Source organism: Streptomyces sp. NPDC001732 (assembly GCF_053596315.1).
Genome location: NZ_JBSFFY010000001.1, coordinates 1 through 14,394, shown reverse-complemented (window position 1 = coordinate 14,394; position 14,394 = coordinate 1). Strand labels below are relative to the sequence as shown.

13 protein-coding genes are annotated in these 14,394 nt (G+C 72.7%); 6 read left to right on the top strand and 7 right to left on the bottom strand.

From position 1 onward, the window contains the following. Positions 1-253 precede the first annotated feature (253 nt). On the bottom strand, positions 254-841 hold the full coding sequence (locus ACWCXX_RS00065; protein WP_451122570.1) for an RICIN domain-containing protein: 588 nt from the start codon (positions 839-841) through the stop codon (positions 254-256). Positions 842-1,160: 319 nt separating this feature from the next. On the opposite strand from ACWCXX_RS00065, the gene ACWCXX_RS00060 reads away from it, so the two are divergent. Both ACWCXX_RS00060 and ACWCXX_RS00055 read left to right on the top strand, forming a co-directional pair. Further along, the gene (locus ACWCXX_RS00060) at positions 1,161-1,916 is read left to right on the top strand and encodes a VC0807 family protein (RefSeq protein ID WP_451122568.1); all 756 of its coding nucleotides are present in this window, start codon (positions 1,161-1,163) and stop codon (positions 1,914-1,916) included. A 375-nt stretch (positions 1,917-2,291) separates the two neighbouring features. Then, complete coding sequence (locus ACWCXX_RS00055; protein ID WP_451122566.1) at positions 2,292-2,714, top strand: hypothetical protein; 423 nt, start codon at positions 2,292-2,294, stop codon at positions 2,712-2,714. A gap of 280 nt (positions 2,715-2,994) precedes the next feature. Here ACWCXX_RS00055 and mmsA read toward each other — a convergent pair whose 3' ends face one another. Genes mmsA through iolC form a run of 5 tightly spaced genes read right to left on the bottom strand, consistent with a single transcriptional unit; the run spans position 2,995 to position 9,336 of the window. Beyond that, a complete protein-coding gene (mmsA, locus tag ACWCXX_RS00050) occupies positions 2,995-4,494 on the bottom strand; it encodes a CoA-acylating methylmalonate-semialdehyde dehydrogenase (RefSeq protein WP_451122564.1) in 1,500 nt (499 codons plus the stop codon). 23 nt (positions 4,495-4,517) lie between these two features. Beyond that, the gene (gene iolD, locus ACWCXX_RS00045; protein ID WP_451122562.1) at positions 4,518-6,401 is read right to left on the bottom strand and encodes a 3D-(3,5/4)-trihydroxycyclohexane-1,2-dione acylhydrolase (decyclizing); all 1,884 of its coding nucleotides are present in this window, start codon (positions 6,399-6,401) and stop codon (positions 4,518-4,520) included. Continuing rightward, positions 6,398-7,282: a 5-deoxy-glucuronate isomerase gene (gene iolB / locus ACWCXX_RS00040; protein WP_451122561.1), complete on the bottom strand. Its 885-nt coding sequence runs from the start codon at positions 7,280-7,282 to the stop codon at positions 6,398-6,400. The genes iolD and iolB overlap by 4 nt, the downstream gene beginning before the upstream one ends. 9 nt (positions 7,283-7,291) lie before the next feature. Continuing rightward, complete coding sequence (locus ACWCXX_RS00035) at positions 7,292-8,224, bottom strand: Cgl0159 family (beta/alpha)8-fold protein (RefSeq protein WP_451122559.1); 933 nt, start codon at positions 8,222-8,224, stop codon at positions 7,292-7,294. Beyond that, a complete protein-coding gene (gene iolC, locus ACWCXX_RS00030; protein ID WP_451122557.1) occupies positions 8,221-9,336 on the bottom strand; it encodes a 5-dehydro-2-deoxygluconokinase in 1,116 nt (371 codons plus the stop codon). The genes ACWCXX_RS00035 and iolC overlap by 4 nt, the downstream gene beginning before the upstream one ends. A 132-nt stretch (positions 9,337-9,468) precedes the next feature. On the opposite strand from iolC, the gene ACWCXX_RS00025 reads away from it, so the two are divergent. Both ACWCXX_RS00025 and ACWCXX_RS00020 read left to right on the top strand, forming a co-directional pair. Then, entirely contained in the window at positions 9,469-10,413 is a 945-nt protein-coding gene (locus ACWCXX_RS00025; RefSeq protein ID WP_451122555.1) for a sugar phosphate isomerase/epimerase family protein, read from the top strand. A 198-nt stretch (positions 10,414-10,611) separates the two neighbouring features. Further along, positions 10,612-11,016: a peptidoglycan-binding domain-containing protein gene (locus tag ACWCXX_RS00020; RefSeq protein ID WP_451122553.1), complete on the top strand. Its 405-nt coding sequence runs from the start codon at positions 10,612-10,614 to the stop codon at positions 11,014-11,016. 68 nt (positions 11,017-11,084) lie between these two features. On the opposite strand, the gene ACWCXX_RS00015 is transcribed toward ACWCXX_RS00020, so the two are convergent. Further along, on the bottom strand, positions 11,085-12,140 hold the full coding sequence (locus tag ACWCXX_RS00015; RefSeq protein WP_451122551.1) for a zinc-dependent alcohol dehydrogenase family protein: 1,056 nt from the start codon (positions 12,138-12,140) through the stop codon (positions 11,085-11,087). 374 nt (positions 12,141-12,514) lie between these two features. Between ACWCXX_RS00015 and ACWCXX_RS00010 the strand changes: the two genes are divergently transcribed. Next, positions 12,515-12,823, top strand: coding sequence for a heavy-metal-associated domain-containing protein (locus tag ACWCXX_RS00010; RefSeq protein ID WP_451122549.1), 309 nt, complete (start codon positions 12,515-12,517; stop codon positions 12,821-12,823). Between the two features lie 119 nt (positions 12,824-12,942). Then, on the top strand, positions 12,943-14,394 hold a 1,452-nt coding region (locus ACWCXX_RS00005), incomplete at its 3' end, for an HAD-IC family P-type ATPase (protein WP_451122547.1).

The window sequence follows — 14,394 nt, the reverse complement described above, 5'->3', positions numbered from 1 at the left end:
GGAGGTGTCCATGGTTCCCGACCCTAAGCGGACCGTCGCCCGTCGGCGTACGGCGGACGCGGGGTGCCGCGCCGCCGGTACGGGCCGTACGGTACGGGCCGCCCCGCCGAACCGTCCGTTGCGCAACGGCTGGACGACCGTCTCGCCGTACCACGTACCGGAGCTCCGACCACCGGCGGAACGATGTGCCGAACCGTGTGGGGCGGGCGGCGCCCTCGCCCGGAGCGGGGCGCCGCCCTACGAGTACTGCGGATCAGCCGTTGGCCACGGGCGCGTCGTTGCCCGCGACGCGCCACAGCCGGTCGGAACTGGGCTGGGCGATGTTCAGGTAGAGGGTGTCCCAGCTGCCGTCGTTGTACCGGTTCAGGCTGAGGGCGAGCTTCGTGTCGACCATGGGGCGGTACATCCACCAGCCCGTGTGCTTGCCGTCGGCCTTCTCGCCCATCAGGCTCCACTTCTGGAGCCGCGACCCGTCACAGGTCCGGACGACGACGGTGGTGCCGCGGCCGGGCGTCGCGGTGCTGGGCTGGAGGCACTTGTTGGCGGCCTCGTTCCTGAGCGTGGTCGTGTAGGTGTTGGGGGCGTCCGCCTCCCAGGCGGAGAAGTTGGTCTCCCACCTCTCGGTGCTGTACTTCCACGCGGGGTCGCGCAGGGTGATGGCGACGGCGCCCTCTCCGGTGCTGTTGCCGAGCAGGGCCAGGCGGCTGCCGTCCATCTTGTTGATCAGGTCCCGGCCGGGGTTGGGTGCGGCGGAGGCGGCCGTTCCTCCGGACGCGACGATGCCGGACACGGCCAATACGGCGGCGGCGAGGGCCAGTACGGGGCGGTTGCGCTTGGGCATGGGTGCGGGTCCCTTTCGGTGCCTGGAGGTCCGCTGATCGCGGAGACCCGGGCATCGAAGCAGTCCGGAAACCTGCCGAAACGATCATGCGCGGGCGGCACCGGCCCCTTTCACTCCATCGAGACCGTCCCACCGTTCAGGTTGCCCCCGCCGTCCCCGGTGTCCCGTCGTCTCCGCCGGGGTGTCATGCCGGGCACCTGACATTCGTCATACGGAGCTCGGTACACGCGGCTCTGCCGGGCACCGGGCCCCGACGGCCAGTCTGTACACATCGAGAGCGGGGCCGCGAAGGCACCGCCGCACGGGAGAGGAACCCGTCATGACCAGCCCGGCCGCCACCGCCACCCTCGCCGCCCCCGTCGCGGACGCGCCGGTCGCCGCCGCCCCGTTCACGCCCCGCAAGGCGGTGCTGGACAGTGTGCTGCCGCTGCTGGTGGACGTGGGGGTGCCGCTCGCCTCGTACTGCGTGCTGAAGACGGCGGGCACGGGGACGTTCGCCGCACTGGCCTGGAGCAGCGTGGTGCCGGCCGTGCGCACCGTGTGGGGCGTGGTGCGCGACCGGCAGCTCAACGGGCTGGCGGCGCTGGTGGTGGCGGTCAACGTGGTGAGTCTGCTGACGAGCCTGGTGGTGGGCGACCCGCGGCTGATGCTCGCCAAGGACAGCGGGGTGAGCAGCGTCATCGGGATCATCGTCCTGGTGACCGCCCTGAAGGGGAAGCCGATGATGAGCGCGGGCGTGCGGCCCTGGCTGGTGAAGGGCGACGCGGCCAGGGCCACCGCCTGGCACCGCCTTTCGGCCGGTTCGGCGGCGTTCCGGCGGGCGGAGACGCGGTTCTCGCTGGTGTGGGGTGCGGCGCTGCTGAGCGAGTGCGTGGTGCGGACGGTGGGGGCGTACACGGTGCCGGTCGAGACGATGGTGTGGCTCGGCACGGTGATCATGGTGGTGACGCTGGTGTCCGCGTTCCTGGTCTCGGGGCGGGTGGGCGCCGTCCCGATGGAGTGGATGATCACCGAGGCCGTCGAGGCCGAGAAGGCGGCGACGGCGGAAGCGAAGAAGGCGGCTGCCGCCCGGTGACCCGATGGCGGGCCACCGGCCGGAGGGGGGCCGGAGGCCGAGGGCCGGAGGAGGAGCTGTTCATGGCTCCTCCTCCGGCCCTTTCTGTCCGCTCCCGCCGTCCGCTCCTGCCCGCAACGGGGCCGAACGACGATTACCCGGGAGGTAATTGAGGCGTTCGCGGGCCGGTCGTTACCTTCCCCGCATGGGCAGGCGCTCCCCCGAGGACGACAGCGTCCCGGGGACTGCCCCGAGTGATCCGCGGCTGCCGGAAAACCCCGGCGAGCAGGTATTTCGGGAACGGGAGGAGCCCAGCGGGAGGAGCCCACGGGCGGCCTTCCGTCTCCCTCCGGTCCCGCCTCCGGGTCAGCGATAGGACAACGAAAGGAAGATTTCATGATGTCGTCCCAGAACACGGCTGCGGTCCCGGCGGCGGGGGCCACCCGCTCCGACGGTCTTCTCCGGTTCGCCCTCCTGGCGGACGTCGCCCTCACCGGCGCGAACGGCATCGGTTACCTCGGACTCGCCACGGTCCTGGACTCGTTCCTCGGCGTGCGCCTCTCGGTGCAGTACCCGGTGGGCGTGTTCCTCACCCTGTACGCGCTGTGGGTGCTGGTCGTCTCCCGTCGGCCGGAGATCAGCCGCGGCTCGGTCGCCGCCATCATCGCCCTGAACTCGGCCTGGGCCGTGGCGAGCGTCGCGGTGGTCGCCGTGGACGCGCTGACCGCGACGGGGATCGGCAACGGATGGATCGTGTTCCAGGGGCTGACGGTGGCGGCCATGGCCGCGCTCCAGTACGTGGGCCTGCGCCGCTTGTGAGAACGCGGCGGCAGACCGGCGCTCCCCGAACGCCGCCGTACGGAAGGGCACTTCGGGAACGCGCACGGTCGTACGAGGGCGGGGGCCTTGCTCCGACGAGGGCGGCCCCCCGTGGACGGAAGGACGGCCCGCGCGGACAGGGGGAGGCGTCCGTGCGGGCCGTCGGGGTGGACCGCCGGGGGGTGCGGCCCGGTGCTGCCGACAGCGTGGTCCAGTGGCTGTCGGCGGCATGGATCGGTGGTTGCCGGCAGTGCGGGTCGGTGGTCGCCGGCGGCGTGGATCAGTGGTTGCGGGGGAAGCCCAGGTCCACGCCCGCCGGGGCGTCGGCCGGGTCCGGCCAGCGGGTGGTGACGACCTTGCCGCGGGTGTAGAAGTGCACCCCGTCGTTGCCGTAGATGTGGTGGTCGCCGAAGAGGGAGTCCTTCCAGCCACCGAAGGAGTGGTAGCCGACCGGCACCGGGATCGGCACGTTGACGCCGACCATGCCGGCCTCGATCTCCAGCTGGAAGCGGCGGGCGGCGCCGCCGTCCCGGGTGAAGATCGCGGTGCCGTTGCCGAACGGCGAGGCGTTCATGAGGGCCACGCCCTCCTCGTACGTCTCGGTACGCAGGATGCACAGCACCGGGCCGAAGATCTCGTCCTTGTACGCGTCCGAGTCGGTGGAGACGTTGTCGAGCAGGGAGAGGCCGATCCAGTGGCCGTTCTCGAAGCCCTCGACGGTGTAGCCGGTGCCGTCGAGCACGACGTCGGCGCCCTGGGCGGCGGCGCCCGCGACGTAGGAGGCGACCTTGTCGCGGTGGGCGGCGGTGATCAGCGGGCCCATCTCGGACGTCGGGTCGTTGCCGGGGCCGATCTTGATCTTCTCGGCGCGCTCCTTGATCTTGGCGACGAGCTCGTCGGCGATCGAGCCGACCGCGACGATCGCGGAGATCGCCATGCAGCGCTCGCCCGCGGAGCCGTACGCGGCGGAGACGGCGGCGTCGGCGGCGGCGTCCAGGTCCGCGTCCGGCAGCACCAGCATGTGGTTCTTCGCGCCGCCGAGCGCCTGGACGCGCTTGCCGTTGGCGGAGGCGGTGGTGTGGATGTACCGGGCGATCGGGGTGGAGCCCACGAAGGAGACCGCGGCGACGTCCGGGTGGCTCAGCAGCGCGTCGACGGCGACCTTGTCACCGTGCACGACGTTCAGCACGCCGTCCGGCAGACCGGCCTCGGCGGCCAGCTCGGCCAGCAGGTTGGCGGCCGACGGGTCCTTCTCGCTGGGCTTGAGCACGAAGGTGTTCCCGCAGGCGATGGCGAGCGGGAACATCCACATCGGCACCATGGCCGGGAAGTTGAACGGGGTGATGCCCGCGACGACACCGAGCGGCTGACGGATCGCGGCGACGTCGACCCGGCTGGAGACCTGGGTGGACAGCTCGCCCTTGAGCTGGGTGGTGATGCCACAGGCCAGCTCGACGATCTCCAGGCCGCGGGCGACCTCGCCCAGCGCGTCCGAGTGCACCTTGCCGTGCTCGGCGGTGATCAGCGCGGCGATCTCGTCGCGGCGGGCGTCCAGCAGCGCGCGGTAGCGGAAGAGGACCGCCGTGCGGGTGGCCAGCGAGGACGTGCCCCAGGTGGCGTAGGCGGCCTTGGCGGCGGCGACCGCGGCGTCGACCTCTTCGAGGGAGGCGAGCGCGACCTGGGTGGTGACCTCCCCGGTGGCCGGGTCGGTGACCGGGCCGTAGTTGCCCGACGCGCCCTCGACGGTCTTGCCACCGATCCAGTGGTTGACGGTCTTCATGACAGAACTCCTTCGGTGGCGTCTCAGAGGTGGTGGCGACGGTCGGCGACGTGGCGGTCGTACTCTTCCCGGGCTTTCACGGCCGACGGCCGGGTGGCCGTCTCGGCAACGGGAACATCCCACCACGCCTGCGCCGGAGGGGGGCCCGACACAGTGTCTGCCGTTTCGGTCTCGACGTAGACACAAGTGGGACGGTCCGCCGCGCGCGCCTCGCGGAGCGCGTCGCGCAGATCGCGCACGCTCCTGGCGCGCAGCACCCGCATCCCGAGCGAGCCCGCGTTGGCCGCGAGATCGACGGGCAGCGGAGGGCCGGTGAACGCGCCGTCCGGGGCGCGGTGGCGGTAGGCAGTGCCGAGGCGTTCGCCGCCGACCGCCTCGGAGAGGCCGCCGATGGACGCGTAGCCGTGGTTCTGCAGGACGACCAGCTTCACCGGGAGTTCCTGCTGCACCGCGGTGACGATCTCGGTGGGGTTCATCAGATACGTGCCGTCGCCGACGAGCGCCCAGACGGGGCGGTCCGGGGCGGCCAGCCGGACCCCGATCGCGGCCGGGATCTCGTAGCCCATGCAGGAGTAGCCGTACTCCACGTGGTACTGCCGCGGGGAGCGGGTCCGCCAGAGTTTGTGCAGGTCGCCGGGGAGCGAACCGGCCGCGTTGATCAGGATGTCGTCCTCGGTGACGAGCTCGTCGAGGAGGCCGAGGACCTGGGCCTGGGTGGGGCGGGCGTGCGGGTCCGGGGCGGTGAACGCGGCGGTGACGCGTCGCTCCCAACGCTCCTTGGCGTCGGTGTACTCGGTCTCGTAGGCCGGGTCGACGCGGTGGTGGTGCGCGGCGAGTGCGGTGGTGAGGGCTTCGAGGGCGGTACGGGCGTCGGCGACGAGCGGGAGGGCGCCGAGCTTGTGGGCGTCGAAGCCGGTGATGTTGAGGTTGAGGAAGCGGACCTCCGGGTTCGCGAAGAGCGTGGCGGAGGCGGTGGTGAAGTCGGAGTAGCGGGTGCCGATGCCGATGACCAGGTCGGCGGTGCGGGCCAGTGCGTCGGCGGTCGCGGTGCCGGTGTGGCCGATGCCGCCGACGTCGGCGGGGTGGTCGTGCCGCAGGGAGCCCTTGCCGGCCTGGGTGGAGGCGACCGGGATGCGGGTGGCGGCGGCGAAGGCGGCGAGGGTGTGCTCGGCCGCGCTGTGGTGGACGCCGCCGCCCGCCACGATCAGCGGTCTGCGGGCGCCGCGCACCGCCTGCACCGCCCGGTCGAACTCCTGCGGGTCGGGGGCGGGGCGGCGTACGTGCCAGACGCGTTCGGCGAAGAACTCCTCCGGCCAGTCGTACGCCTGGGCCTGCACGTCCTGCGGCAGCGCGAGGGTGACGGCGCCGGTCTCCGCCGGGTCGGTCAGGGTCCGCACGGCCTGGAGGGCGGCCGGGATCAGGGCCTCGGGGCGGGTGATCCGGTCGAAGTAGCGGGAGACGGGGCGCAGGCAGTCGTTGACCGACACGTCGCCCGCGTACGGAACTTCGAGCTGCTGGAGCACCGGGTCGGCGGGCCGGGCCGCGAAGGTGTCGCCGGGCAGGAGGAGGACGGGGAGGTGGTTGACGGTGGCGAGGGCGGCCCCGGTGACGAGGTTGGTGGCGCCGGGGCCGATGGAGGTGGTGACGGCGTGCGCGGAGAGCCGCCCGCACTGGCGGGCGTAGCCGACGGCGGCGTGCACCATGGCCTGTTCGTTGCGGCCCTGGAGGTAGGGCATGGCCCGGCCCGACTCGACGAGCGCCTGGCCGATGCCGGCGACGTTGCCGTGGCCGAAGATGCCCCAGGTGGCACTGATCAGGCGCTGTCGCCGGCCGTCGCGCTCGGTGTACTGACGGGCCAGGAAGGACACCAGGGCCTGGGCGGTGGTGAGGCGGCGGGTGCTGCTCATGGGCACGGCTCCGTCCCGTGGAAGGGGAGTCTGGGGTCCACCGGTTGTGCGGGCCAGGTGTCGCGGATCCAGCCGTGGTCCGGGTGGTCGCTGATCAGCCACTCCCGCTGCTCCCCCGGGCCCGCCATCACGTTGAGGTAGTAGAGGGTGCGGCCGGGGGCGGCGATGGACGGGCCGTGCCAGCCGTCGGGGATCAGGACCGTGTCGCCGCTGCGCACCTCGGCGAGGACGTCCGTGCCGCCGGCCCGCGACGGCGACACCCGGTGGTAGCCGAGGCCGTCGTGCTCCACCTCGAAGTAGTAGATCTCCTCCAGGACGGATTCGACGCCGGGGCGGTACTCGTCGTGCTTGTGCGGCGGGTAGGACGACCAGTTGCCGCCGGGGGTGAGGACCTCGACGGCGATCAGCCGGTCGCACGCGAAGGTGTCGGCGGCGGCGAAGTTGTGGACCTGGCGCGAGCAGTTCCCCGCGCCGCGCAGTTCGACCGGTACCTCCGGCGCGGGGCCGTAGCGAGCGGGGAGTCGTCGCTCGCACTTCGCTCCTGCCAGGGCGAAGCGGCCTCCTGCGCCGGAGGTGATCTGTGCACGGGCGTCACGCGGTACATAGGCGAAGTCGGACACGCCGCTGAACACGCTTTCCCGGCCCAGCAGTTCAAAGATCTCACCTGCGGTGTGCACCGTACAGCCGCCGGTCAACGGAAGGACGATCCACTCGCACTCCCCGGTGACAAGTGTGTGAACTCCACCGGGTTCGAGTTCCAGGACGCGCAGGCCCGAGCGGTCCCATCCGGCGCGCTCCGGGCCGATGTCGAGGGTGTAGGGGCCGTTCGCCGTGGTTCCGGCGCGCAGGTGGTACCGCCGCTGTTCGTCGTCCGTCGTCATAGCCGTTCCCTACCCGTTCTCCGGCCCGTTTCCGTTTCTCCCGGCGCCGGGCGGCTCCAGCAGCGAGACGGCCGTGTCGACGGCCGCGGCCACGTCACCGCCGGCCGGGTAGAGCAGCGAACGCCCCACCACCAGCCCCTGGACGGTGGGCAGTCGCAGCGCCGTGCGCCACTTCTCGAACGCGCCGTCCAGGTCGTCGCCCACCTCTCCGCCCAGCAGCACGGCGGGCAGCGTCGACGCCTCCATCACCCGGGCCATGTCGTCGGGGTCGTCGGTGACGGGGACCTTGAGCCAGGTGTACGCGGACGTCCCGGCCAGCCCCGACGCGATGGCGATCGAGGTGGTGACCGCCTCGGCGCCGAGGTCGTTGTGGACGCGCCCCCCGCTGCGGCGGCAGAGGAACGGTTCGACGAAGACGGGCAGCCGGTGCGCGGCCATGGCGTCGATGGCGCGGGCGGTGGCGTGCATGGTGTCGAGCGAGCCGGGGTCGTCGTAGTCGATCCGGAGCAGCAGTTTGCCGCCGTCGAAGCGGAGCCGGGCGAGGTCCCGGGGGCGGTGGCCGGTGAAGCGGTCGTCGAGTTCGAAGGCGGCGCCCGCGAGTCCGCCGCGGTTCATCGAGCCGATGACGACCTTGTCCTCCAGCGCGCCGAGGAGCAGCAGGTCGTCGAGGATGTCGGCGGTGGCGAGCACACCGTCGACGCCGGGGCGGGAGAGGGCGAGGCGGAGCCGTTCCAGGAGTTCGAAGCGGTTGGCCATGGCCAGTTCGCGGTCGCCGACGGCGAGGGAGCCGCGGGCCGGGTGGTCCGCCGCGATGATCATCAGCCGTCCGCGCTCGCCGACGAGGGGACGTCTGCGGCGGCGCGCCGCGGCCTCGGCGACGGCCTCGGGGTGGTGCACGCGCAGCCGGACGAGTTCGCGGACCGAGGAGGCCGGGGGTGTCATGGGGCGGCTCCGGTGGGGCGGGCGACGACGGCGCCTTCGGCCAGGGCCGCTTCGACTTCGTACGGGAACGGCATGGCGGACGAGCAGGCGAGCCGGGAGGCGACGATGGCACCGGCGGCGTTGGCGTACCGCATGACGCGGCCGGTGTCCCAGCCCGCGAGGAGTCCGTGGCAGAGCGCCCCGCCGAAGGCGTCCCCGGCGCCGAGGCCGTTGACGACCTCGACGGGGAGCGGCGGCACGTCGGCCACCGTGCCGTCGCGGTGGACGGCGAGCACGCCCTTGGGGCCCTGTTTGACGACGGCGAGCTCGACCCCGGCGTCGAGCAGCGCGCGGGCCGCCGCGTGCGGTTCGCGCTCGCCGGTCGCGATCTCGCACTCGTCGAGGTTGCCGACGGCGACGGTGGCGTGGGCGAGGGCCTCGCGGTAGCGGGCGGCGGGGACGGCGCGGGGCACGGGGCCGGGGGCCGGGGCGGGGACGGCGGAAACGGAGCCGGGGCCGGAGCCGGACGCGGAGCCGGGCGCGGGGTCTTCTTCCTCGGCGTCCTGCGCCACGGCACCCTGCCCTGCGGTGTCCTTTTCCACGGTGTCCCAGAACATCGGGCGCCAGTCGAGGTCGAAGACGGTGGTGCCGGACCGGTCGCGGGCGCGCAGGGCGGCGAGGGTCGCGGTACGGCTCGGCTCGGCGCACAGCCCGGTGCCCGTCATCCAGAAGACCCGGGCGGCGCGGATCGCTTCGAGGTCCAGTTCCTCGGGGTGGATCTCCAGGTCGGGGGCCTTGGGCCGACGGTAGAAGTGGAGCGGGAAGTCGTCGGGCGGGAAGATCTCGCAGAAGGTGATCGGGGTCGGGTACGCGTCGACGGGTGTCGCCCACCGGTCGTCCACCCCGAACTCCCGCAGCTGTCGGCGGAGATACTCCCCGAAGGCGTCTTGGCCCGTGCGGGTCACCACCGCCGTCCGCCGCCCGAGCCGGGCCGCCGCGACGGCGACATTGGTCGGCGAGCCGCCCAGGAACTTTCCGAACGTGTCGACCTCGGCCAGGGGCAACCCGATCTGCAGGGGGTAGAGATCCACACCGATCCGGCCCATGGTGATCACGTCGTACGGCTCAGGCATGAGCATCCCTTCGGCCGGCGTCCGGGGCGGCTGCCCCCAGGTCTAGCCCCGCCCCGGAACCATGTCAATACTTTGTCCGGACATACGGACGAATGATTGACACCCGCTTCCCGGGCCGGAAGGCTGGGCACCATGACGTCCTCGGCGCCCGTCCCGTCCCGCATCCGCATCGGTTCGGCACCCGACTCGTGGGGGGTGTGGTTCCCCGACGATCCGCGGCAAGTGCCCTGGCAGCGCTTCCTCGACGAGGTCTCCGCGGCGGGTTACGAGTGGATCGAACTCGGCCCGTACGGCTACCTCCCGACCGACCCGGTGCGTCTCGCCGACGAGACCCGACGCCGCGGGCTCACGGTCTCGGCCGGAACCGTTTTCACCGGATTGCACCACGGACCGGGCGTCTGGGACCGGACCTGGGCACATGTCGCCGACATCGCGGCACTCACCCGGGCGATGGGGGCCGGGCATCTGGTGGTCATCCCTTCGTTCTGGCGCGACGACCGGACGGGCGAGGTCCTGGAGGACCGCGAGCTCACGGCGGAGCAGTGGCGCGATCTCACCACCCAGACGGAGCGGCTGGGCCGCGAGGTGCGGGACCGTTTCGGGCTCCGGATCGTCGTCCACCCGCACGCCGACACCCACATCGACACCGAGGCGAACGTCAGCCGCTTCCTCGACGCCACCGATCCCGACCTCGTCTCGCTCTGCCTCGACACCGGGCACTACGCCTACTGCGGCGGCGACAGCGTCGAGCTGATCGAGACCTACGGCGAACGGATCGGCTACCTGCACCTCAAACAGGTGGACCCGGAGGTGCTGGCCCGGGTCGTGGCGGACGAGGTGCCGTTCGGGCCGGCCGTGGCCCGGGGCGTGATGTGCGAACCGCCGAACGGGGTGCCCGCGCTGGAACCGGTGCTCGCCGCGGCCCGGAAACTGGACGTCGATCTCTTCGCCATCGTCGAGCAGGACATGTACCCGTGCCCGCCCGACCGGCCGTTCCCCGTCGCCCGCCGCACCCGGGAGTTCCTCCGCACCTGCGGCGCGCCCCCGGCGAGCGGCACACCGTCGGCCGGCGGCTGACCGGGGCGGGTTGCGGCCGACAGGTGACCGGGCGGGTTGCGACCGACGGGTGACCGGGGCGGGTTCCGGACACGCCGAAGGGGCCTGGGCAGTGACGTAGCGGCGGTGCGCGGTGTTGTCCTCGGTGGGAAGCCGGTGCCCGGTCCCGGCCGGGCACCGGCGCCGTACGCCACACCACCGCACAGGGAGCAACTCGCCATGATCCGAAAGATGCTGTCGCCTCGCAGGGCGGTCGCGGTCGCCCTGACCACGGCTTTCCTGTCCGCCGCCCTCGTCTCGGCGCCGGGCGCCTCGGCCGACACCGGCAACCCCGCACCACCGCCCGGCTCCAGCCCGGTCTGCGCCTTCTACGACGGGGACCGACCGACCGGCCCCGGCGAGCAGGGCGAACGCGTCTCCCAGGTCCAGTGCATGCTGGCCAACCGTCACTACCTGCCGTGGTCCGCGGTCGACGGCGAGTTCGGGGCCGAGACGCTCGTCGCCGTGCAGCGCTTCCAGGCGGACCACCCGCCGCTCGTCCCGACCGGCCGGGTCACCCCGGCCACCTGGTCGGCGCTCTGGCACGCGGGCCCGGACCGCGTGACGCCCCTCCCCTTCCCGTAGCCCCTGCCCCGCCCGGCCCGTTTCCGCATCACAGGGTCCGGGGTCGGGGGCAAAGGGGGTACTGATCGTCATGGACGCGTCTGCGACGGTTCGATGATCGTCACTCCCGCCCCCGGCGTCGTTCCCATCGCGGCCAGCGCCGCCGGGGCCGCGTCCAGTCCGATGGTGGAGGTCACCAGCAGGTCGGGGCGGAGAGTGCCGGCCAGGACCATGTCCATCATCGGCCGGTACGCGTGCGCGGCCATGCCGTGGCTGCCGAGGATCTCCAGCTCCAGGCCGATCACCCGGGCCATGGGCACCACGGGGTCACCGGCCGCCGTGGGCAGCAGGCCGACCTGCACATGGCGGCCCTGTCGACGCAGGCTGCGCACCGAGGCGGCGCAGGTGACCGGGGAGCCCAGCGCGTCGAGCGACAGATGGGCGCCCCCACCCGTCAGTTCGCGGACCGCCTCGTCCGCCCCGCCCGGGTACCCGGCCGCGTCCACGCACTCCGCCGCGCCGAACCTCCGTGCCAGTTCCAGGGCGTCCGCCGACACGTCGACGGCGACCACCCTGGCCCCGCAGGCCACCGCGATCATGACGGCGGACAGGCCGACCCCGCCGCAGCCGTGCACCGCGACCCACTCCCCCGGCGCCACCCGGCCCTGGGCCACGACCGCCCGGAACGCCGTGGCGAACCTGCATCCGAGGCCGGCCGCCGTGGCGAAGGTCAGCCCCTCGGGCACAGAGACCAGATTGACGTCGGCCTGTTCCAGCGCCACGTACTCGGCGAACGAGCCCCAGTGGGTGAAGCCGGGCTGGGTCTGCCGTTCGCAGACCTGCTGGGCCCCGGCCGCGCAGGCGGGGCAGCGGCCGCAGGCGCAGACGAAGGGCACGGTGACCCGGTCGCCGGGCCGCCAGTTGACGACGCCGCCGCCCACCGCCTCGACCACACCGGCGAGTTCATGACCGGGCACGTGCGGCAGCGTGATGTCCGGGTCGTGCCCCATCCAGCCGTGCCAGTCGCTGCGACACAGCCCGGTGGCCTCGACGCGGACCACGACGCCCTGGTCGGAGGGGCTCGGGTCCGGCACCTCCCGGACTCGCGCTTCCTTCCCGAACTCCTCGAACACCACTGCTCGCACCGGTCGCCCAGCCTTTCGTCCAGCCTCGCCGTCCGTCCCCGGCCCCGTCGGCCGGACGGCCGAATCTACGCTCCGGTGGTGATCTTGTCCCGCGATGTTCCTGGGCGTCGGGCCGATCGAGGAGGCGGCGAAGCTCGCGGCTCGGCAGCCGAACGGGCGTTTCCGCTTCGCCGCGCCCGTGATCGGCGCGCATCCCTGCGTCGCCGTGCTGCACTCGCTCCGGGACTCGACGCACGGAGCGCCGGACCGGATCGTCGGCCGAGGACTCGCATTCATACCCCCTAGGGGTATATAGTGATGCGTGTCGGGGCGCCGGGGCTTCCCGGAGGCCCCCGACAGCGCAACCTTCCGTGCCCGTCGAAGAGGAGAACACCATGACCGCCGAGACCCAGCTCCCCCAGGCCACCGGCTCCTGCTGCTCGCCCACCGGTTCCTGCCACGACGGCGCGGACACCGGTGCGCAGGAGGGCGCGGTGACCACCGTCTACCAGGTGTCCGGCATGACCTGCGGGCACTGCGAGGGCGCCATCTCCGAGGAGGTCTCCGGCATCGCGGGCGTCACCTCGGTGAAGGCCGTGGCCTCCACCGGCCGGGTGACCGTCGTCTCCGAGGCCCCGCTGTCCGACGACGCCGTGCGCGCCGCCGTCGACGAGGCCGGCTACGAGCTCGTCGGCCGCGCCTGAGCGCCGTCGAGCACTGCCGACATATCGGATACAGCCGAATAACCCCCTTTGCCGCCGGGCCGGACCCACCAGCAGATACTGGTGGGGAACGGCCCGGTCGGCATTTCAGGAGTTCGGACATGCACAGCGCAACAGAGGCCGAGACCCCGGCAGCGGAGAGTTCGCGGGCCGAACTCTCGATCGGCGGGATGACCTGCGCCTCCTGCGCGGCCCGCGTCGAGAAGAAGCTCAACCGGATGGACGGCGTCACCGCCACCGTCAACTACGCGACCGAGAAGGCCCGGGTCGCCTACGGCCCGGGGACCGGCCTCGCGGATCTGATCGCCACGGTGGAGAAGACCGGCTACACGGCGCAACCGGTGCACCCCCCGGAAGCCACCCCTCCCGCCTCACCGCCACCGGAGACCGGCAGCATCACCAGCGACACCGCCGGCACCGAGGGCCGACCCAGGACCGGGACCGAACCCAACACCGAGAGCCGACCCAGGACCGAGACCGGAACCGGGCCCGAGGCCGATACCAGCGCTGGCGCCCGGGAAGAGGCCGGCCCGGATGTCCGTCCCGACGGCTTCGACGGGGAACGGGATGCCGCACAGGCACTCGCCCCGCTGCGGCAGCTGCGGCAACGGCTGATCGTCTCGGCCGTCCTCGCCGCCCCCGTCGTCGTACTCGCGATGGTCCCGGCGCTCCAGTTCGAGTACTGGCAGTGGCTCTCGCTCACCCTCGCCGCCCCCGTCGCCGTCTGGGGCGCGCTGCCCTTCCACCGGGCCGCCTGGGCCAATCTCCGGCACGGCGCGGCCACCATGGACACCCTGGTCTCGATCGGCACCCTCGCCGCCTTCGGCTGGTCGTTGTGGGCGCTGTTCCTCGGGGACGCGGGCATGCCCGGGATGCGGCACGGATTCGACCTCACCGTCTCGCACACCGCAGGCACCTCCACCATCTACCTGGAGGTGGCCGCGGGCGTCGTCACCTTCATCCTGCTGGGCCGCTACCTGGAGGCGAGATCCAAGCGGAAGGCGGGTTCCGCCCTGCGCGCGCTGATGCACCTGGGCGCGAAGGACGTCACCGTCCTGCGAGGCGGTACGGAGGTACGCGTTCCCATCGGCCGGCTCTCCGTCGGCGACCGGTTCGTCGTCCGTCCCGGCGAGAAGATCGCCACCGACGGCACCGTCGTCGAGGGCGCCTCGGCCGTGGACGCGTCGATGCTGACCGGTGAGTCCGTGCCCGTGGACGTCGGCGTCGGCGACCTTGTCACCGGGGCCACCGTGAACACCTCCGGCCGGCTCGTCGTCGAGGCGACCCGGGTCGGTGCCGACACCCAGCTGGCCCGGATGGCGAAGCTCGTCGAGGAGGCCCAGAGCGGCAAGGCCGCCGCCCAGCGCCTCGCCGACCGGATCTCCGCCGTCTTCGTACCCGTGGTGCTGCTGATCGCGCTGGCCACACTGGTCGGGTGGCTGCTCGCCACGGACGACGTGACCGCGGCGTTCACCGCGGCCGTCGCCGTACTGATCATCGCCTGCCCCTGCGCCCTGGGCCTGGCCACCCCCACCGCCCTCATGGTCGGCACC

What these genes read in the sequence shown, in the direction of transcription:
- ACWCXX_RS00065 (WP_451122570.1), bottom strand. Translation starts at nt 841, where the DNA reads ATGCCCAAGCGCAACCGCCCCGTACTGGCCCTCGCCGCCGCCGTATTG.
- ACWCXX_RS00060 (WP_451122568.1), top strand. Translation starts at nt 1,161, where the DNA reads ATGACCAGCCCGGCCGCCACCGCCACCCTCGCCGCCCCCGTCGCGGAC.
- ACWCXX_RS00055 (WP_451122566.1), top strand. Translation starts at nt 2,292, where the DNA reads ATGATGTCGTCCCAGAACACGGCTGCGGTCCCGGCGGCGGGGGCCACC.
- mmsA (WP_451122564.1), bottom strand. Translation starts at nt 4,494, where the DNA reads ATGAAGACCGTCAACCACTGGATCGGTGGCAAGACCGTCGAGGGCGCG.
- iolD (WP_451122562.1), bottom strand. Translation starts at nt 6,401, where the DNA reads ATGAGCAGCACCCGCCGCCTCACCACCGCCCAGGCCCTGGTGTCCTTC.
- iolB (WP_451122561.1), bottom strand. Translation starts at nt 7,282, where the DNA reads ATGACGACGGACGACGAACAGCGGCGGTACCACCTGCGCGCCGGAACC.
- ACWCXX_RS00035 (WP_451122559.1), bottom strand. Translation starts at nt 8,224, where the DNA reads ATGACACCCCCGGCCTCCTCGGTCCGCGAACTCGTCCGGCTGCGCGTG.
- iolC (WP_451122557.1), bottom strand. Translation starts at nt 9,336, where the DNA reads ATGCCTGAGCCGTACGACGTGATCACCATGGGCCGGATCGGTGTGGAT.
- ACWCXX_RS00025 (WP_451122555.1), top strand. Translation starts at nt 9,469, where the DNA reads ATGACGTCCTCGGCGCCCGTCCCGTCCCGCATCCGCATCGGTTCGGCA.
- ACWCXX_RS00020 (WP_451122553.1), top strand. Translation starts at nt 10,612, where the DNA reads ATGATCCGAAAGATGCTGTCGCCTCGCAGGGCGGTCGCGGTCGCCCTG.
- ACWCXX_RS00010 (WP_451122549.1), top strand. Translation starts at nt 12,515, where the DNA reads ATGACCGCCGAGACCCAGCTCCCCCAGGCCACCGGCTCCTGCTGCTCG.